This window comes from Planctopirus limnophila DSM 3776 (assembly GCF_000092105.1).
Taxonomy (GTDB): domain Bacteria; phylum Planctomycetota; class Planctomycetia; order Planctomycetales; family Planctomycetaceae; genus Planctopirus; species Planctopirus limnophila.
Genome location: NC_014148.1, coordinates 4,247,139 through 4,266,930 on the forward strand (window position 1 = coordinate 4,247,139; position 19,792 = coordinate 4,266,930).

12 protein-coding genes are annotated in these 19,792 nt (G+C 54.1%); 5 read left to right on the forward strand and 7 right to left on the reverse strand.

Annotated features, from left to right (window positions below; genetic code table 11):
* Positions 1 to 399 precede the first annotated feature (399 nt).
* Positions 400 to 2,535 (forward strand): ATP-binding cassette domain-containing protein, encoded by a 2,136-nt coding sequence (locus PLIM_RS16910; protein WP_148227164.1) that lies wholly within the window; start codon positions 400 to 402, stop codon positions 2,533 to 2,535.
* Positions 2,536 to 2,662: 127 nt separating this feature from the next.
* Positions 2,663 to 3,571 carry an RAD55 family ATPase gene (locus tag PLIM_RS16915; protein ID WP_013111535.1) on the forward strand — a complete coding sequence of 303 codons (909 nt, stop codon included), beginning with the start codon at positions 2,663 to 2,665 and terminating at the stop codon, positions 3,569 to 3,571.
* A gap of 61 nt (positions 3,572 to 3,632) precedes the next feature.
* On the opposite strand, the gene rfbD is transcribed toward PLIM_RS16915, so the two are convergent.
* Positions 3,633 to 4,541, reverse strand: coding sequence for a dTDP-4-dehydrorhamnose reductase (gene rfbD / locus PLIM_RS16920; protein ID WP_013111536.1), 909 nt, complete (start codon positions 4,539 to 4,541; stop codon positions 3,633 to 3,635).
* 295 nt (positions 4,542 to 4,836) lie between these two features.
* Here rfbD and PLIM_RS16925 point away from each other — a divergent pair, with 295 nt between their 5' ends.
* Positions 4,837 to 5,505, forward strand: coding sequence for a Uma2 family endonuclease (locus tag PLIM_RS16925; protein WP_013111537.1), 669 nt, complete (start codon positions 4,837 to 4,839; stop codon positions 5,503 to 5,505).
* 350 nt (positions 5,506 to 5,855) lie between these two features.
* Complete coding sequence (locus tag PLIM_RS16935) at positions 5,856 to 7,136, forward strand: hypothetical protein (RefSeq protein ID WP_148227165.1); 1,281 nt, start codon at positions 5,856 to 5,858, stop codon at positions 7,134 to 7,136.
* Positions 7,137 to 7,174: 38 nt separating this feature from the next.
* Here the strand turns inward: PLIM_RS16935 and trmB are convergent, their stop codons facing one another.
* The 4 genes from trmB to PLIM_RS23145 form a co-directional block, all read right to left on the reverse strand.
* The gene (gene trmB / locus PLIM_RS16940; protein WP_013111540.1) at positions 7,175 to 7,846 is read right to left on the reverse strand and encodes a tRNA (guanine(46)-N(7))-methyltransferase TrmB; all 672 of its coding nucleotides are present in this window, start codon (positions 7,844 to 7,846) and stop codon (positions 7,175 to 7,177) included.
* A gap of 270 nt (positions 7,847 to 8,116) precedes the next feature.
* Positions 8,117 to 8,644 (reverse strand): 3-hydroxyacyl-ACP dehydratase FabZ family protein, encoded by a 528-nt coding sequence (locus tag PLIM_RS16950; RefSeq protein WP_013111541.1) that lies wholly within the window; start codon positions 8,642 to 8,644, stop codon positions 8,117 to 8,119.
* Between the two features lie 91 nt (positions 8,645 to 8,735).
* Positions 8,736 to 9,668, reverse strand: coding sequence for a hypothetical protein (locus PLIM_RS16955; RefSeq protein ID WP_013111542.1), 933 nt, complete (start codon positions 9,666 to 9,668; stop codon positions 8,736 to 8,738).
* Between the two features lie 118 nt (positions 9,669 to 9,786).
* Positions 9,787 to 10,845 carry a DUF6528 family protein gene (locus PLIM_RS23145; RefSeq protein WP_013111543.1) on the reverse strand — a complete coding sequence of 353 codons (1,059 nt, stop codon included), beginning with the start codon at positions 10,843 to 10,845 and terminating at the stop codon, positions 9,787 to 9,789.
* Between the two features lie 455 nt (positions 10,846 to 11,300).
* Here PLIM_RS23145 and PLIM_RS16965 point away from each other — a divergent pair, with 455 nt between their 5' ends.
* Positions 11,301 to 14,204, forward strand: coding sequence for an efflux RND transporter permease subunit (locus PLIM_RS16965; RefSeq protein ID WP_013111544.1), 2,904 nt, complete (start codon positions 11,301 to 11,303; stop codon positions 14,202 to 14,204).
* A gap of 856 nt (positions 14,205 to 15,060) precedes the next feature.
* Here PLIM_RS16965 and aspS read toward each other — a convergent pair.
* On the reverse strand, positions 15,061 to 16,830 hold the full coding sequence (gene aspS / locus PLIM_RS16970) for an aspartate--tRNA ligase (protein ID WP_013111546.1): 1,770 nt from the start codon (positions 16,828 to 16,830) through the stop codon (positions 15,061 to 15,063).
* A gap of 350 nt (positions 16,831 to 17,180) precedes the next feature.
* Positions 17,181 to 19,730, reverse strand: a complete 2,550-nt coding sequence (locus PLIM_RS16975; protein WP_013111547.1) for a sulfatase-like hydrolase/transferase — start codon at positions 19,728 to 19,730, stop codon at positions 17,181 to 17,183.
* Positions 19,731 to 19,792: the final 62 nt, after the last annotated feature.

Below are 19,792 nucleotides of genomic sequence, written 5' to 3' on the forward strand. Positions count from 1 at the left end.
GCAAGGTCCCCTCGAAGCTCCTAGCTCCTCCTTGCCGCGTTCTTTCGTAGTCGGTTATCGCCTCGTCAGCTCGTTGATTGCTGCGGCGTTGTTTGCATGTGGGAAACATAGGACATGGTTGGCGTGTGTCAAAAAAATTTGCAAATCGACTCAGGAATCCAGAAGTTGCGACATCACGACGCCTTGAATTTGGGGAAGCCATTTAATGGTTGATCAAAGACGTAAGTCGCGATTTCGTTGTGTTGTTGTTCGTTGAGCGAACACTTCGAGTCGCGCAGGAAACTGAGTTAAGCCTGCGGAGTTATGCCAGAGGAATTGCCTGCGTTAAGGGGTTCAGTTGTAGTGCTCGATGCGATTGCGCTGCGTGGATAAGGTCAACAGGCGAGTGATTTTGCGAGTGTGGTCTGGCGACGCCCCGATGTGCGTGCTGTAATGGAAGACCGCGTCGATCGATTGGCCGATCTGGATGAACTCTCTCAAGACAAGAGACGTATTTTGAGTAATGCTGCCCCCGGGCCATTTGAACGTGCTTTTGCGAACCGAGATCTGTTTCGAGGTGCGGCTCGATCCGGTTTATTCTGGTCACTCGCATCGGCTGTACTCACGCTCCTGCTGGTCGCTGTGGCAGGATTAATCCTTGGCTTGTGCATTCATCACGGAAAGCTGTTTCTGGAACTCGATGGCCCGGCTGCCAAACAACTGGAAAAGCTGGCTGGTGAGCGGCTGATTCCCCCCGAATTCAAGGCCATCTCAGAGCTGCCCCCTTTCGATATGACGCTCAATCCCTCGGCCTCTCCTCCGCCACTGATTCCGATTATTCGTGATGACACCGGAATTCTGCCCACCGTCTGGAATCGTCGAAACTATTGGTATGGCCCGGCTCTGGCCTGGTGCTACCAGTCGATCATGACCCTTCAATCGACAGTCCCGGCGCTGGTGACATTGTTGCTGAGTGGTGCTGTCCTGACTCTGCTGCGGATGGGTTGTATCGGACAAGTGAAACTCAGTGCCCGCAAAGCCGCTCTCGAAATGAGTGCTCAGATGCGGAGGAATATCTACCGCGCTAACCTGCGATTGGGCGTCGAGGATATCGAAGGCCACACAACACAAAGGGCTCGTCGGATCTTCGTCCAGGAAATTGAAAGCCTGCAGAATCTGCTGTTCGAGTACATCGATCGAACCTTGCGACTGCCGGTAGAGATCGTGGTCATGCTGGCCGCATTGCTGCTGATCAATCCACTCTTGACGATTGAATGGTTACCACCTTTGGCATTGTGCTGGTATCTGCTTTCACAGGGTAATGCTCGTGCCCAATCCGCCAGGCGACTGGCGGCGGATCGTGGAAATCATGAGCTGCAGGTGATGGCCGATGGTCTCAATCGTTCTCAACTCATTCGCAGTTACGGGCTCGAACAGACTGAGCAGGAAGCATTTCTCAACCATCTGGATCGATACACTCAGAATATGAAACTGAAGGCCCGCGTTCAGGATGACGCACTGTGGCTGAGGATTTTCGTCTATATGGCGGTTGTCGCAGTGATGGTCTTCCTGCTGTTCATTACGTTGGTACAACTGGCCATCGACTCCCCATTACTTTCCTTGGCAGATGTGCTGGTCTTCCTCTCGGCAGCAGCGGCACTCATGTATGCCGCGCGGGAGCTTGCCCGCGTCCCGGGGATTCGTCGACAGGCGGCGGAGATCTCGACGCATATCTTTCAGTACCTGGATCAGATTCCTCAGGTCAGCCAGGCTGTGGGTGCCAGATTCCTGAATCCGCTGAGCAAGCGGCTGCAAATCGATCAGGCGACCTATAAAGTTCCGAATTCCGATCAGGAACTTCTCGATAAGCTCGATCTGATTATCGATGCCAATCACAAGTATGCCCTCGTGGGAATTGACGAGCTGGATGCCCGGGCTGTGGCCATGGCCATTCCTCGATTCATTGAATTGAAATCCGGGCGAGTGCTGATTGATGGTGAAGATGTCGCCTGGGCGACTTTGGAATCTTTGCGTTCAGAAATCATTTTTGTGACTTCGAACGCAGCGGTCTTCCCGGGCACGATCCTGGATAACATTGCCGCCGGTGGAGAATTCACACTCCAGCAATGCACAGATGCCGCCAAAGAAGCTCACGCTCATCAGTTCATCGTCGGGTTGATGAACGGTTATGAAACAGTGCTTGATCCGCGCGATCATCAACTCAGCGAAGGCCAGATCTTTCAACTGGCTCTGGCGCGAGCACTGGTTCGACGCCCGGCATTGTTGATTATCGAAGAACCTGAAGCCGCTCTCGATGACGATACGAAAGCCTTGCTTGATGATACGTACGACCGGATCACCTCCGGGCGAACCGTGATCTTTCTGCCTCAGCGGCTGGCCACACTGAAGCGAGTCGATGAGATTATCGTGCTGGGGCAAGGCCGCGTCGCTGCTCAGGGCCCGCATAGCGTGCTGGTCAAAGAATCGCCGATTTACCGCCATTGGGAGTACCTGCGGTTCAACGAATTCCGTCATCTGAGTGACTCCGGCCGATAAGTGAACCCGAAAGCCAGGTGAACCAGGGTACTGAAACATCTTCGCCCATGGTGCGCACCGAGTGGATTTGTCATAGTTCCAACAGGCCGATTTCGTCGCGATGAACCTATAAGTCTTCAGGATCAAAATGTCTGCGCGCCATTCAACCGGGATTCCAGAACTTGATCAGCTGCTGGGTGGTGGCCTGATTCCGGGAACATTGACAGTCATTCTCGGTGCGACCGGGATTGGCAAAACCCAACTGGGAATTCAGTTCGCAGATGCAGGAATTCATCAGGAAGGAGCACCCGGCTGTATAGCTGATCTCACCACGCGCGGCGACTCCCAGAATCATCTGGCTTATGCAGCCCGCATGCGTGACTGGCAACTCAAAACGACTGACAGTGCTGAAGAAAATGGATCAAGTGAGAACTTGCTCTACGGGGAGAAGGTCTTTGAGAACCTGGAAGATCGTGCCCAGTATTTGAATCTGCTGGAGATGACGGGTCGCCGGGTGACTCGTGAATCGACCACGGCAGAAGAATGGCAGGATTGGAAAGCCGAGTGGAATCATCGTCTGGAGAGGGCCATTGCCTTTTTCTATCGCAATTTTGTGGGTGGCACCCGCCGTTGTGTGATTGACGGTATCGAGCCAGCGGCCCGGTCGGCAGATTCCCAGCAGTTCGAGATGTTCTCCTACATCTATCATCAGGTATTACGCAAAGATCATGACTGGCTGGCCCGCGACCTGTTCCGCATCCGCTATCGAGAGCTGGAACCATTGGTGATGCAGCATGCTTACGAGAAAAGCCAGATCTCATGTCTCCTGCTGGCAACGTCGCACGAAGTGATGCTGGAAGATCTGATTCGTCGTCCAATTGCGACTGGCGATGAACTCTCGAACGCGAATACGATTATCCTCATGGGGAAGATCCACGAAGGAACCCGCATGTCGCGAGCGCTCTATGTGGCCAAGCATCGCGGCAGTCCTTGTGAAGAATCGATTGTGCCTTACACGATTACTGAGTCAGGCCTGAAGCTGCATCCCTCAAGCTGATGATCTCAGTGACAATGTCTGAAACATGACGATGTCGTATTCGTGACTTCGCCATGATGGGTTATTCCGAACGCTGAAGCCTTTGCAGATAAGTGGCGAGTGCTTCTTGCCAACTCGGCAGCGCTCCATAGCTTTGATGAAAGCGAGAAGTATCGAGCACGCTGTAACCTGGCCGGTGGGCCGGGGCATTGAACTCGGCTGTCGTGATCGGAATGACTTCGGTCGTGAGGCCTTGGAGTGAAAAGATCTCACGCGCCAGTTGAGCCCAGGTCGTACTCCCGGTGTTGGTGATATGCCAGATGCGTGACGTGAGATTGGTCTTGGGGTTGAAGGCATCGGGATCGACCAGAAGTGAACGAATGGCTTGCGCGACGTCTTGAGCCGATGAAGGCGTACACCACTGGTCATCGACCACTTTGAGCACAGGCCTTTGCTGAGCCAGTCTGAGCATGGTCTGAACGAAGTTTCCCTTGCCCTTTGCTGGGCGCTGCCCATAGAGGCCACAGGTGCGCACCACAACACTGTGCGGGCAGGCTTCGAGAGTGGCCTGTTCGCCAGCCAGTTTGCTGCGTGCGTAAACCGAAACGGGCTGCGGTTGATCAGTTTCCCGCCACGGCCTCGCATGAGCCCGATCGATGGTCTGGCCAAACACATGATCGGTGCTGATATAAACCAGCTTGGCACGATTTGCAGCGCACCATCTGCCGATATGGCCCGCACCGGTCGCGTTGATGGAAAACGTGTTTTCGCTCGTCGATTCAGCCACATCGACCTGAGTCTGAGCAGCACAGTTGATCACAATCTGCGGATGAATCCCCGAGAGCACCGCATCGACCTGGGCAGCGTTGGTCACATCAAGATCTTCTCTTCCCAGGATCGAAAGCGATCTGCCTGAGTCGGGTGCCAGGAGACACTGAAGTTCGAAAGCCAGTTGACCCTGGCCACCTAAAATCGCGACAGATTCCACCATGGGTACAAAAACTTTCAACAGAGATCCAACAATTCTCTCGGGAGATAAAGCCATCGATAACGTGAGGAAGGCATGACTTCGCTCGGCACATCAAGAATTCATCACGCGGTAGAAATCATCATGGGCAACCAAGCAAATCGCTCCTGTTGGCGATAATATCAGGTGGTTCGTTTCACCAGAATGTGAATCCTTTGCAGAGCAAAAACTCCAGGCAATGGGTTCAGCCTGCAAGATCGTTCCCTGCGGTTGCCCTGATCGTTCCGCCTGTCCCCATGAGCAGTCAGCAAGGTTGCCTATGTCGCTGAATGACCGCCCCGATGACGCGTCACAAGAAAAGCCCACAGGTTTTGGAACAGGCCATGGTTTTCGGCCCGTCGTGCCCCAAGAAATCTCACAACGTACGGTTCAAACGCGCGACGAATATCTGGCGGCTCTGGAAAATGGGGAACGCTGGATTGAGATCGAGGAAGGAACGTTCTTACGTCAGGACCCTCCCGACGAAATGCACGGCAACATCATTCGTAACCTGACAACCGCCCTGGGCCCTTCTCTGAAAAGTGACGCCAGGTCGATTCCCTGTTTTGAACTGCCACTCCTGCTCGATGAAGAGCGATTGACCATTCGCATCCCCGCGATCAGTTTTTATCCACCGGCAACAGGATTTGCCGTGATGGATGAGCTGATGACCACAGAGATTCCAGTCCTCGTTGTGGAAATTGCATCATCGAGACTTCGCCGGGATTCGATGTCGGCTCGGGTGAAAGGCTATCTGCAAAAAGGAGTTCAAGGCGTCTGGGTCATCGATCCTGTGACCAGGCATGTGCATCAGTTTTCGGAGGGGCTCCCTCCGAAAATGATCAAAGAGACCGAAACGATGCATGGCTACCCTTACTTTGCAGACCTGCATCTGCTGGTGATGGATCTCTTTGCTGATCCAGTCTGGCTGAGAAGTTCAGGGAACTGATGGCACTGACACCCGGCACGCACGTTTTACCTGATCGATAAACTTCAGCAAGTGGGCATGGCCGGTACGACTGTTCCTATACCTACATCAGGCAGGATGTGCGACTCCTCGTCATGTTGTTGCTTTCGCGGTCAAAATTGCCGCTTTTTGGAAATCGATTCGATCGATGAATCTAAAGAAGTCGCAGGCATGAGCCGGGTCTTTATTTAACCCGCGTTCCCCCTTGCGGCTTGGAATAGCACGGATGGCGTATGTTGCGAGAGCCAGGCAAGGCATCAGCCAGCCTGAACATCTCGACATTGTTGATCCTTGCTCCGCCCTGCCCAAGGGTCTCATGGAAGGTGAGCAACATGCTGAGCTGGAATTGGCGTACAGGTGGCTGGCGAACACGGAACTGGTCAGTTCTCTGCGCTGGAACTTTGCTGGCAACCACAGGCTGCTGCTCGATTTCTGTCGGGCCTAAGGTTTGCAATACACCGGCCTGTGACAGCACCTTGCCTTCCGGTTCATCGGCTTCCTGCAACAGTGATGGAGTCGTCGCTCCCACGTGGCAATCGCCTTTGCCCGATGTCAACATGCAGCCACTGCCTCCCGATGCGAACTTATCTCCATCGCCCTGGCAAGGCGGGCACACACCACCTTCACCCGAGATGTTGCGTGAAGAACCTGCCAATACGCCCACTCCTCTTCCCCCTGTCAAAGATGATGTCCCACCTTTGCCGGGAGTTGGGGCCAAATCGAAAGTGCAGCCGGAAGCTGATCCTTCAGCACCCAAAAAACTCCTTGATCAGGCCAAAGACTGGTTACCGACATGGCCTAAACCCAAACCGATTCCTGAACCAACTTCGACCACACAGAAACGATCATGGAAGGATCGATTCCTTCCGTATCGATCATCTCCGCCATCCACGGTGGCAAGCGCTGGGGAATCTCGCGTAGCGAAGACGACTGATCGCAGGACCGAGGAAGTGATTGAGCAAGTGACAGGGGACGCACTGGAAAACTTCCAGGGAGATCTGGGCCTGGCCGAGAGCACAATTCTGACAACTTCGCAGTCTGTCGCTTTGACAAAAGGGAGCGTGGATTCAGAACGGTACGAATCTGCACAGCTTTCGAATGATGGGCCTTTAATGATTCCTGGCCCGGTGGAACTTCCAGCCGCCTTGCGAACCAACCCACTCATGCCTTTGAGCGTCGAGCCCGCGCCAACAACAGAGCTGTCGATTCAACTGGGTGAGATTGAATGTGTTGAAGAGATCGCGTCGCCCAACCACAATCCGCAGACACCGTCTGTCGCACAGATTCAGCCCGTCGGGCAGGTTCAGACTGTCAATCAAGCTCGGGCAACTGAAGAAGCCATGCCTCCGCTGCCTCACTTGCCTTCTTTGGAGATACCAGCGGCGCTTCCGATTCTCAGAGACTCCTCTGTGAGCCAAAGTCTGGATACGGGAGCATTCAAACAACCTGCGGGCGAAACCCCTGCTCCGCTTCCAAAAGTGATGCCGATGATGCCAGGAAGTGCTCGTCCGCTACCCGCAATTGTACCAGCAGCCACTCCGACCTCGATGGAACCTAGGGTCGCTGCCTGGCCTCCACTCCCTGTCAACATTCAACCCCACGTCCCTCGCTAAGCGAACTGGTTCGCTCTAGAGGTACACTGGTTGACGCCTTATCGACGTTGCCACAGGCCCCGATGGATCACCCAGCCATCCTGCCTTTTGCGGCGTTCAAAGCTGGTGTGATAATCGTCATCATGCTCCGCCTCATTCTCAGGTGCTGGCGGAAGCGCGACAAACAGCGGATGATTGTCCATCAAACCTTTGATGACCACAAAGTAGTCTTCCACATCAGTCCATGAGTGGACATGACCCCCGGGCATCACAATGCGGGCCAGAAGATCGACAAACTGATCGTTGAACAAACGCCTGCGCATATGCTTTTTCTTCCACCAGGGATCGGGGAAGTAGACATGTGCAGCGGTGACAGAAGCTTCGGGAAGCTTTTTCGAGAGCACTTCGCGAGCATCTCCCCCCACAATGCGGGCATTGGGTTGTTTACGCCTGACCAGGCGTCTGGCAGCTCTCCGCGCTTCTTTGAAATCGATTTCGAGACCAAGAAAGTTTGTGTCGGGCCTGGTGGTTGAGGCTTTGAACATGAACATGCCGCGACCACAGCCAATATCGACTTCGAGCGGGGCCGGCGTGGTGAAAAACGTCTGCGGGTCAATGGCTGGGCCAACATCTTCCACGGTCTGAAACCAGGGGCTTAAATCTTCGGCTGGCTGCCGACGGCGAGGTTCAGGGACGACCGGGCCATCAAAGATCACATCGTCAACATTCATAACGTGGGCATACTATCCACAAGCGTGGAATGAAAAGAGAACTTGAGAATCGACAATACATGGATGTGTATTGCAGAGATCAATGCTTCGAATGGATGCAAACACTTTCGTTATCTGGTGATCGCCGGATCAGCATGGGCGGCAGGCACGATGAGAAATCCCTCTTTTGTCTTGCCAGCCATTTGTCTTGTCAGCCGCTGTGATGAATTCCGCTGTGATGAATTCCGTGGAAGCACTGCATCCCGGTAAACGCTGACAATCCACGAACCATCAGACCAGCGATTCGCTGGCATCGCTGGTGGATTTGGCCGGATCCTTCTCAATGGGGACACCAATCATCTGGCCACTGTAGACCATCTTCTGGCCCACAAAGCCCTGAAAATCAAATTCGGCCCGCTTGCCAGTTCTCAGTCGAGTCAGCTTCGCCATAATCAGAAGGCGATCTCCGGGCACGACTGGCGCACGGAAACGAACTTCGTTCATACCACCAAAGCCCAGGAAATCACCATCCAGCAGACGGTATTTTCGGGCATAAAAGCCAGCCAATTGGGCCGCACATTCGCAAAGAATCACTCCGGGCATCAGGGGGAAGCCAGGCATGTGGCCGCGCACCCAGAACTCCTGGTCAGTCACTTGCTTGTAGCCGATGATGCCGTGCCCCTCAGTATCGACATACAGAATGGACGTGAGCTGCTCCATTTCGAACCGCTGGGGGTTAATCTCCCGAATCTGTTCGAGGGTAAAAATGGGGCGGTCGAAATCAACCAGGTCCATGCTGTAGATGGATGGTGCGGGCATCGCGAAACTCACTATCCGTTGAAAATCTGCCAGAATTAATCCAGTTCCCTTCCTTGCGAAGAGATCTGGACTAAAGAAATTACTCGATCGACTAAGCCATAATGTCCAGAATCTGACGGGGATTCGTCAAGAGTCGGTCAGGTTTCTTCGCGGGATCTCGAAAATCTTCGTTGGAAGCGATCAATCCTGACTTTTCTACAGCGTACAGAATTGTCTTGAAATGACAGGTTTTCGCGGCCGCCAGAACTGGCATACGGGAGCTGATCATGGCGACACGATCCGACTCAAGTCCATGGGATTGCAGGCTTTTCGCGAATTTCTCCCAGAAACCCGGAGCTGTAGCCCGCATGCCCGTTTGCCAGGAAAGCTGTCCCCAGTTTTCTTTGAGGGTGGCAATGGATGCTGACTTCCTCAACATGCCCAGAGTCACTTGATCGACAGTAAAAGGTTGTCCATCTCCTGCCAGAGTCTGAGAAATCGGTGACAGTTCGAAGGCCCGGGCGATATCTTCCGTCACTTCCCAGCCCTGTAAAGACGCTTGAAAGAACCAGGCAATTTTCAAACTCAGTTCATCCAGATCGCCATAGATCGATTCGTCGTAGCTGTAACTCTTCTGTTCGAGCTTCCCCAGGACTTTTCGCCAGTAACTGGCCATATTCGGGTCCGGTGTTTCCCCCTTTTTGACTTTGGCCTGCAGTTTCGAGTCTTCGACAATCTTCTGATAGATCTGCCAGAGATACTCCCATGGCGCGCCAGGTTTGCGCGTCATGCTGTTCCACATATTGAACTCTTTGAGCGTTTTATCGAGGGCGATCTCCATACGCAGCATTTGCGGCACAATGGGTTCCAACTGGCCATCGGCAATCCGGATCAGCGTCCCATAAGGATCCCATGCAAGGAGCTTAACCCCCACCAGAGGCTTGATCGCAGGCGTCGCTTTGATCTCCTCGATTTTGGGAGGAGCCGGCCACCTTCGCGACGGATCATCGAGCATCTGCATGTACTGAAGCAGCGATTTCGCCATATTCAACCGAAAAAACTGAATGAAGAGTGTCTTGTCACGATCGTCGAGAGGGGTCTCATAAAAGCTGACATCGATCGAGATCTCAGAAACTGCAAGCGTTGTGATTCACCGAGAAATGCTATTTCCCGAGCCAGCGAACTTTGTAGACCCCCAGCTTACCTAATGGAATCTGAGTGATGCCCACCGGGGGTTGCGCTTCGATACGGATCGATTCCTGACCAGCTTCAGTCATCGTGATGGAAACAGGCTGGGTGAACAGACCCATCGAGTGGCTCCACCAATGTTCGTCACTCGCTTGCACGAACAAAGTTTCCAGTTGCTGGCCCTCCCGCCGAAAACTGACACATTTCATGTGCTGATAATCACCCAGAACGGGATGCTTGCGAAATGACTTTGTGTTCCGGTCGAAAAGATAGACATGATCGTGAGTTGTAATACTCAGATCCCGGGAATCGGGAACAGGTTGCAGATCATGCCCCCCTTCATCGGGAAGCGGATTGGTTTCATCGAGACGCAGTGAACATTTGCCATCGCCATCAGTCGTTAACTCGTAGCAATTCAATTCGCGAAAACCGACGGCATAAAGCCTCTGCCGCTGATGATCCCAGACCACGCCATGTGCCGAATACAGCGGGGTCTCAGCCAGCGGCTCATCCCCTTTCGCCAGATCGAAAACCACCAGTTTATTACCAGCTTTGGCGGTACTGGCCGCCACTACCACTCGATTGCTTGGCAAGGGTTCAATCGAATGGGCATTCGCGACCGTGGCTGACCACAGGACAGTCCCTGTGGGAACTTGAGGCGTCGCCACCCTTTGAATCAAGGCACAGCCACCACCCGACGAAGTGACCAGCAACTGCTTCCCGCCATCCACCAGCTTGATTTCATCCGTTGTGCCAAACTGCTTCTGCCGCACAACTGGCAACTCCTCGCGACCACTCGCTTTCCAACTCCAGAGTGGGGGAGGAAGTGCCGACTGAGCTTCATCGACAGAAACCTTGTTCAGATCGAACAGGGCGATTTCCGCAAAACCGGCTGTGAAGATCTGCCGAATTGGATTTTCCGCAGCGGGCTGATCATTGGCCGACAGGCTTTCAAAAAAACCACAAAAACCTACCACAAAACAAGTTACAAAAAACAAACAGGTCATCCCCTGGAATCGAAACTCAGATTTCATGATGATCCTTACCGACACGACAACATCCGGCCCAGACAAAAGCCAAAGGGCGTTTGATCGACTTGTCTCGTCGAGTCCTGCCTCAGACAATTTGTGCTTTAAGTCCTGAAATGAAAAGTATTTATGAAGGATCTAACTTCACAAAAACACCCGCAGTCCCTATCTTAGCGTAAAAAGACCTGCGGATGGACTGGAAATCTCTGGGAACGCAGAAAGGTCCACAACAGGAAGGTCCGCAAAGGGACAGGGGCGCTTCAATTCACTGGCACGCATAGACTGTCTGTTTTACCCAGGTTACAGCGATGCCAGTTTCCGAGACGTCGAAATGCCGAACATGTCTTCCTCTAGTTGTTTAAGTAAGCTAAGACAGTGTTATCCAACCGGCCGCGTCGCCAGTCATCAACACTTCGTGATGGGAAGATCTTTTAGAGATTTGACCAACAGGAAATTCGGGCATGAGCAGTAATTTCTTCGACCGTCGCGACCCTTGGGGCCACGGATACGGAGTTTACATTTTTCTGCTGATGCTGTTTCTGATTCCACCAGCCTTGTGGGGTCTCAAACAGACAAACCTGCAGAATGACGTCGAAAACTGGCTCCCTTCTGACGACCCACAACTGAAGATCCTTAAGTGGGCTCATTCACGTTTCCCAGTCGAAGATCGCATCTTCATCACCTGGGATTCGAGTTCCCTCAGCGATCCTCGCATTGCACGCCTCGCCCAAAAACTCGAGGGGGTGGCTGATGCCGAAGGGATTCGTCGTGATGGCATGAGCTGCATCTCCCGGGTTGTCCAGCCCGGAACAGTCTTGCGATCCATGATTGAAAACGGGGTCGAATTTCATGAAGCCGTTCGCAGGCTCGAAGGCACGATCATCGGTGCCGGGCCACTCAAGCTGCGGCTGACACCCGAAGGCCGCAATCGCTTGCGGACAACGGAACGTCAGCTCGCCGAAGCGATTCGCGAAAAATTCCACATTGACGTGACGATCCAGCCTGCGATGTCGGATGCGGTTTCAGCAGCGACGTTAGCTTCTGTTTCCGTCGAAGCTTCCACACCTTCACAGGTGACCATGGCCAAAGCGGAAGCTGTGGATCAGGAAGCGGCCAACGTCCTCGCGACAGCCGTTGATGTAGACGGAACCGAACCAGCCACAACTCCGACGATTCTTTCACCGCAAGGTGAACTTCTGGAAGATGCCTCTCACGCCCACGATTTACAAATCTCCTGGAATGGTCTGCGACTCGGTCATCCACAAACCATCGAAATTGCCGAGTGGCTCACCAGCCTCCAGAGTAAGCCCACGCGACCCAATGAAGTGGTTCACCCCCTCGTTGAGCAGGCGTTCTTCATTCCAGGTTCTCCCGTCGCTCTGGCTGTGAGTCTTTCCGAAGCCGGCACAGCCGATCGTAAAGGGACACTTGCTGCCATTCGGCAAGCGGTCCTTTCTTCAGGTGTTCGCGAAGAGGAAATGCATATCGGCGGCTCGGCTGTCGTGGGGACAGAACTCAATGGCGCTGTCTCCCGCGCTGCCTGGGATGAGTCTCAGCCGTGGCGATTCCCGCATCGAAAATCAGTTCTGCTGTTTTCCGCTCTGGTAGGAACAGCCCTCGCGTTTGTCATGCTCAAACGCGTCAGTCAGACGCTGATTGTCCTGTTTGTGTCGATGTACGTTCCCTTTCTGACGACTGCCATTGTTCCTGTTACTGGTGGCAGCATGAACATGGTGCTGGTCGTCATGCCATCTCTGCTGATGGTCCTGACACTTTCCGGTGCGATCCATATTGTCAATTACTACAACAAGTGCGCAGAAACCAATCCTTCGCTCGCACTTTCCGAAGCCTTTCGACATGCCGCCATGCCCTGCTTTTTAGCAGCTCTGACAACCGCCATTGGCCTGTTATCCCTCGTGACCAGTCCACTCTCTCCCGTGCGGGATTTTGGCATCTATTCTGCAATTGGGATGGTCGTTTCACTCGGCATGATTGTCTACGGCGTACCATCGCTGTTACAGCTCTGGCCCGATAAGGTGGCTCCCACAGCCGAGACAAACTCGAATGCCTGGCGCTGGCTGGGCAACAAGCTCGCCACGGGTACCAACCTTCAGTTAGCTGCCTGTCTCGCACTGAGTTTAGTCGCAAGTTACGGCCTCATTTTCTTCCGGACCGAAACCAAGGTCATTCGTTACTTCCCAGAGTCATCACGTGTCGTACAGGACTATCGCGCGATTGAAAATCATTTGGCGGGGATCACGCCGGTCGAAGTGATTGTTCGCTTCGATGATGCCGCCCAGCAGCAGACCAACTTTCTGGAACGCATGGAAGCGGTTCGAGAAGTTGAGGCCCATATCAAGCGGCACCCGGAAATCAGCGGTGCTGTGGGGCTGGCCGACTTTCTGCCCGTGAGTGAGAAGCCCGAAGCCAATGCCTCCGTCCTGGCAAATGCGCGTTACAACAAACGCGCAAATACGATCGAGCAGAAAATTCGAGATAGTGAAATTCCCGGCTCAGCCTCCTTCTACACGATGGCCGAATCAGGTCAGGATCTCTTCACTCCCGGTGATTACAAACTCAATCGTCCTGGCGACGAGTTGTGGCGCATCACCGCACAGGTCTCCATTCTCTCACCCATCGACTATGTGCAGGTCGTCGATTCTCTCAATGGCACCACGCAGGAAATTTTGAAACTACACCCCGGTGCCATGCACGTCGTGACGGGCACTGCTCCGCTGTTTTTAAGAACTCAGCAGGCTGTGCTGGAAAGTCTCATTTCCAGCTTCGGGCTCGCTTTTGTGCTGATTCTGGCTGTGATGGTGATCTTGCTGAAAAACTTCATGGCCGGCCTGGTTTCGATGATCCCCAATGTCCTGCCCATTACCATCGTCTTTGGGCTCATGGCCTGGTTTGGACAGCGGGTCGATATCGGCTCCATGATCACTGCCTCAGTCGCACTGGGGATTGCCGTCGATGGCACACTCCATTACATCGCCTGGTTCCAGAAGCAGATGCTGGCCGGCCAAACCCGCAAAGAAGCAGCGATTCGAGCACTCGAACATTGCGGCCCCGCCATCTGGCAAACCAGCGTCGCAGTGAGTCTCGGCCTGCTGGTGCTTATGCCCTCGGAACTGCTGCTGATCAGCCGGTTTGGCTGGTTGATGGCCGCCCTGGTCGCCGTCGCCATGCTTGGCGATCTGATTCTGTTGCCCCTCTTAATGCTGTCACCCATTGGAAAAATTCTGGAACCAGTCGCGTCAGCAGAAACACAGGAGATTCTCGAAGCCATCGAGCCAGACACCCTGCCAGTAGCCGCCACCACCATGCGCCTGGCACCCGTGATCACACCATCGGATTCCCGATAACCATCGCCTGCCTGATCTGCATCGACTCATTCAGAATTAGAAATCAAGTCAGGAAAGCGATGCCGGTTTGGGAATCTTTCTCATGAAGCTCGACAATCAGCCACGCTAGCAGATACCGAAATTCGTAACTCAGGGCCAACTCCAGCATGCCACTGCTGGCTTGCCAGCAGTGCTCCTTTTACTGGGGAGTAATACAACCCCTGATACGATCACGCGCTGCGTCACATGCTTTGGGGTATGCTTGCCAATCGGACACTTACAGGATGTCACAAGTTGTCCGTCTGCGGGCGATGTGTATGCAGTAGGACGGGAGGTTTCGTTGTCCATGAGACCTGCCGTTTGAGTTTCTGGAGATTTCCAGTAAGACTTTCTCAGAGTGGCGGGGTGGCCCAGACGTGGCTTTGAACGTCTGGGTGACGACAGTCACAAGAAATACTCTGCAAACCCCGGCTTCGTGACAATAGGGTGCATGATACAACCCTCCCGCTCCATCCGCTCGCAGTGCTCGTGAAATTGTCGCAGGCTAGCACTCAAAAACAAACAATAAGCACCGACCCCTTTGATTTGCTCAGACGGTTTCGACCAATCGTTGTCAATAGGCCCATCGGAACATGAATCACCCGGCAGCTTGGAACAACCCGGCAAGTCTCTCGCTGCAAACGCTCCAACTTTGTCGACTTTCCTTCGCGCTCTTCGCGACTTCGCGTGAGCCCTCTTGAATCTCGCTTTCAGGACAAGATCTGCTCGCGCGAAGTCGCGAAGAAATCCAAGAGGAATAGGCACGCCCAGTAAAAACAGATTCCCGACGTTCAGGGCGAACGCCGGGAATCGGATGCTCAGATATTGCGAGACAAAACTACTTCACCGGCACATCCACCTTGATCCGCAGGTCGCGGAGTTGTTTGGTGTCGACGGGAGCCGGGGCGCCGGTGAGGAGGTCGCTGGCCTTCTGGTTCTTCGGGAAGGCGATGACGTCGCGGATGTTGTCCGTGCCCGAGAACATCATCGACCAGCGATCCAGACCCAGCGCCACACCGGCATGAGGAGGTGCGCCATATCGCAATGCTTCCAGCAGGAAGCCAAAGCGGAGTTCGGCTTCTTCCGGCTGGATCCCCATCATGCTGAAAATGCGCTGCTGGACCGCGGGATCATGAATACGGACGCTGCCACTGGCTGCCTCATAACCGTTGCAGACCAGGTCGTACGACTGAGCCCGCACCTTGCCCGGGTCGGTTTCCAGAATGTCGATATCCTCTTCGTGCGGCTGGCAGAAGGGATGGTGCTCAGCCACCCACCGCTGCTCGTCTTCATCCCACTGGAACATGGGGAAATCGACGACCCAGGCGATCTTCATTTCCTTCGGATCGTAAAGGGCCAGTTCCTTCGCCAGCCGGTTGCGCAGTGCACCCAGAGCCGCCGAGGAAACCTTGGCAGTGTCGGCCACGCAGAAGATCAGGTCGCCAGCCCTGGCGCCCAGCTTGGCGATCAGCTTCTGCTGATCCTCCGCCGAGAAGAACTTGGCAATCGGCGAATCGAGACCTTCCTCCTTCACGCGGAAGAAGGCGAGGCCCTGCGCCCCGTATTGCTTCACGAATTCCGTCAGTTCATCAATCTGCTTGCGGCTGTATTTCTCGGCAGCACCGGGAGCAACAATCCCCCGCACGCGGTTGCCGTTGGCGATGGTGTTCTTGAAGACACTGAAGCCGCAGTTTTCAGCGATCTCCTTGAGGCAGATCAGTTCCATACCAAACCGCAGGTCAGGCTTGTCGGAGCCGTACTTCTCCATGACTTCGCGGTGCGTGAGCCTTGGGAGTGGCAGCGGCAGTTCCTCGCCGCGCAGCTCCTTGAGCAGGTGCGCCATGAGGCCGTCGATGGTCGAAAGGATGTCGTCCTGCTTGACGAAGGCCATTTCCACGTCGATCTGGGTGAACTCGGGCTGGCGATCAGCCCGCAGGTCTTCATCGCGGAAGCAGCGGGCAATCTGGAAGTAACGGTCGTAGCCGGCGACCATCAGAATCTGCTTGTAGAGCTGCGGCGATTGCGGCAGCGCATAAAAGCTCCCCTCGTGCACCCGGCTGGGAACGAGGTAATCCCGCGCCCCTTCAGGTGTCGAACGACCCAGAATGGGCGTTTCGATTTCGAGGAAGTTGTGACGGTCGAAGTAATCGCGCGTCGCTTTAGCGAGCTTATGCCGCAGAATAATTGCCTGCTGCACCACGGGCCGCCGCAGGTCGAGATAGCGGTACTGCATCCGCAGTTCTTCGTTGGGAAGATCCTGCGTGCGCGGCTCGAAAGGAGGCGTCTTACTCTTGTTGAGCAGCGTCAACTCGCGGCCGCGGACTTCCACCTGCCCCGTGACGAGCTTGGGGTTTTCGAGACCGGCACCACGAGCGAGGACTTCGCCTGTCACCTGGATGACATCTTCACTGCGAAGGCCACGGGCGATGGTCTGCATGTCAGTGGGAGTGTCGGCCTGAAAGACAACTTGAGTGATGCCGTAACGGTCACGCAGGTCGATGAAGACAACCCCCTTGTGATCGCGGTAGCTGTCCACCCAGCCACAAAGGGTGGCAACTTGTCCAACATGCTCGATACGCAGTTCGCCGCAGGTCTTGGTCCGGTACACAGGGCCATCTTTCGATAAAAGCAGTTTCGATAATTCAGTTCGTCAGTCGATCAAGGCGATGGAATACCGTCAGGGGCATTCCAATACCACTCTGGCAGATGATGGACACCCGATGTGAAAACAAGGTGCAGAATCTGCCAGCAATTTCGCGAATCGGGATTATAGAAGGAATCGGCCGCCGGGAATATCGAGTGACGCTTTCTCGTGGAAATCGCGCACTCTTCTCGACGTAAATTCCCGCGAATTGAGCCTGAAAATGTAAAAATTCACGCGGCCAGCACACCTCCAGGGGGCCAGCCGCGTGAATCTTGAAGAGAACTTCTCACTTGCAGTCAAACAGCCAGCGATCGTTATTCGCTGACTCGATTGTTCCGGCCAGCCGCTTCGAGCTTCTTAATGTCGGCTTCAGAAAGTTGTGGGCGGTCAACTTTGAGGGTCAACTTCTTGAGCTTGCCAGTGAACGGGAATGGTGGCTGATAGTCGGCATCATTCACACCGGTGAGTGTATCTGAACCGATATCGAAACTTTCATCCCACTGGAGAATCATCGGCAATGTGCGTGGCATTTTCTTCGTGGCGACCACTTTGCCATCGACCTTGAGGATGCCTGTCGCAGGCTGACCTAAGCCACTGTAGTTATTGAAGAGCAGCGTCCCCACGCCCTTCCCTTCGTACTGAAAATCGAACTCGAGTGTGTGCTTGCCGGGAGTGAGTGGTTCCGTCCCTTCCCAGCGAACGCGTTCGAGATCGAGCAGGTTCCAGATCCACACGGGTTTCCCTTTAAGCAGGTAAAAGCCGTAGCCCGCAAAACGTCCACCCGAGGTCAGCAGCATCCCTTCGGCACCACCGGCTGGGACTTCAATCTCAGCGGTAATATTGAACGAGGAGTTCAGCAGGACGGGAGAATCCCCTTGCGGAATCCCCACTTGCGGGAAGGTATAGATAAACTCCGTCCGACCAGCCGTGATATTAGGTCGCGGTGCGACTAATCGTGAGGCAACAGAGGCATCGAGCGGCAACACCTGATACTTCTTTGCTTCTTCGAGGAACTTCTGCTTCAGTTCGGCCACCTTCTCGGGATATTGAGCCGCTAGATCTTTCGACTGAGAATAGTCTTTCTCGAGATGATAAAGTTCCCAGGTCACGTTATTCAGCGGATCGGGATTGGGCACGCCAAAGGCCTCCCAGGGAGGACGCGTTACCTTGGTGCTCAGGAGCCATCCCTCATGGTAAATGGCGTGGTCACCGAACATCTCAAAATACTGAGTGGTATGTGTCGAGGGAGCCTTCGCATTCTTTTCGTCGAATGTATAGGCAAAGCTGGCCCCTTCAATGGGGCTTTGCGGAATCCCATCCACCACTTGAGGCGCGTTGATACGGGTGGATTCAAGAATTGTCGGGACGACATCGATCACATGATGGAACTGATGGCGAATTCCTCCACGGTCTTTAATACGCGCTGGCCACGAAACGGCCATCCCTTGCCTGACGCCTCCTAAATGCGACGAAATCTGCTTAAACCAGCTAAACGGGGTATCAAAGGCCCATGCCCAGTGGGCGGACATGTGGTTATAAGTCTTATCAGTACCCCAGTCTTCATAATACTTCTCAAGCTGCACATTGACCGGGACGTCCACGCCATTAAAGAAAGCAACTTCATTCGGTGTTCCATGGAGACCACCTTCGGCACTGGTTCCATTATCGCCATTGATATAGATAATCAGCGTGTTATCGAGCTTGCCCATATCTTCGACCGCCTGAATCACGCGACCAATCTCATGGTCGGTATAGGCGACATAAGCAGCAAAGATTTCGACCTGTCGAATAAAGAGTTTCTTTTCTTCGGGAGTGCAGTCATCCCAGTTCTTAAGGAGTTCGCTAGGCCAGGGTGTCAACTGGGTCTCAGGTGGGATGACGCCTAGCCTTTTCTGATTGGCGAATATCGTGTCCCGCAGTTTGTTCCATCCCTGATCAAACAAGTGCAGATCGCGGATCTTTTGGACCCATTCTTTGGTGGGGTGGTGCGGTGCATGCGTACCACCGGGAACGTAGTAGCAGAAGAATGGTTTGGAGGGATCGATCTGATTCAGATGATTCAAATGAGCAATCGCATCATCGGCCATGCCTGTCGTCAGGTTCCAGTCTGGCTTCCCGCGGTACGGAAAGATCTGTGTCGTATTGCGAAACAGATTCGGCTGCCACTGGTTGGTATCCCCCCCCACAAAGCCATAGAAGTATTCAAAACCCATGCCGACAGGCCATTGATCAAAGGGCCCAATCTCGCTGGCTTCGAATGCGGGGGTGTTGTGGTTCTTGCCAAACCATGATGTCGCAAAGCCGTTGTCTCTTAAAATGCGGCCAATCGTGGCTTTATCCTTAGCGATGATACTGTTGTAACCCGGGAATCCTGTCGATTGTTCGGAAATCACACCAAAGCCTGCGGAGTGATGATTGCGGCCCGTAATGATCGCTGCGCGCGTGGGTGAACAGAGTGCTGTCGAGTGCATCTGTGTGTATCGCAGGCCATTTTTGGCCACGCGATCTAATGCAGGCGTCGGGATCACCCCGCCAAATGTACTCGGGACTCCATAACCCGAATCATCCGTCATAATCAGGAGCACATTCGGTGCACCAGCTGGTGGTACAATTCGAGGTGCCCACCACGGTTTCGATTCGGAAGCGATGTTCTTGATCACACCCCCGAATGCCGGATCAGGTGCAGGAAGCTGCTTGCCATCAATGGTCGTGGTCGCTGCAGGAGAGCCAATGGGTACTGCCGACTTGGGCGCTGGACTCTCCTGAGATTGCGCCAGCGCTGGCGTGAATATTCCCAAGCCTCCGGACACAACGAAGGCAATGAATAGTCTGCTCGCCATGACTCGAAACGATACCAGGCTCATGTTGATTTCCAGTGTCGCTGAACTGATCGTGGAACTTCGAACTGGTGAATCACCAGCCGCAT

Coding starts and splice junctions, on each gene's coding strand:
- PLIM_RS16935 (WP_148227165.1), top strand. CDS start 5,856: ATGCTGAGCTGGAATTGGCGTACAGGTGGCTGGCGAACACGGAACTGG.
- PLIM_RS16950 (WP_013111541.1), bottom strand. CDS start 8,644: ATGCCCGCACCATCCATCTACAGCATGGACCTGGTTGATTTCGACCGC.
- PLIM_RS16955 (WP_013111542.1), bottom strand. CDS start 9,668: ATGGCGAAATCGCTGCTTCAGTACATGCAGATGCTCGATGATCCGTCG.
- PLIM_RS16965 (WP_013111544.1), top strand. CDS start 11,301: ATGAGCAGTAATTTCTTCGACCGTCGCGACCCTTGGGGCCACGGATAC.
- PLIM_RS16915 (WP_013111535.1), top strand. CDS start 2,663: ATGTCTGCGCGCCATTCAACCGGGATTCCAGAACTTGATCAGCTGCTG.
- PLIM_RS23145 (WP_013111543.1), bottom strand. CDS start 10,845: ATGAAATCTGAGTTTCGATTCCAGGGGATGACCTGTTTGTTTTTTGTA.
- PLIM_RS16925 (WP_013111537.1), top strand. CDS start 4,837: ATGTCGCTGAATGACCGCCCCGATGACGCGTCACAAGAAAAGCCCACA.
- PLIM_RS16975 (WP_013111547.1), bottom strand. CDS start 19,730: ATGAGCCTGGTATCGTTTCGAGTCATGGCGAGCAGACTATTCATTGCC.
- trmB (WP_013111540.1), bottom strand. CDS start 7,846: ATGAATGTTGACGATGTGATCTTTGATGGCCCGGTCGTCCCTGAACCT.
- rfbD (WP_013111536.1), bottom strand. CDS start 4,541: ATGGTGGAATCTGTCGCGATTTTAGGTGGCCAGGGTCAACTGGCTTTC.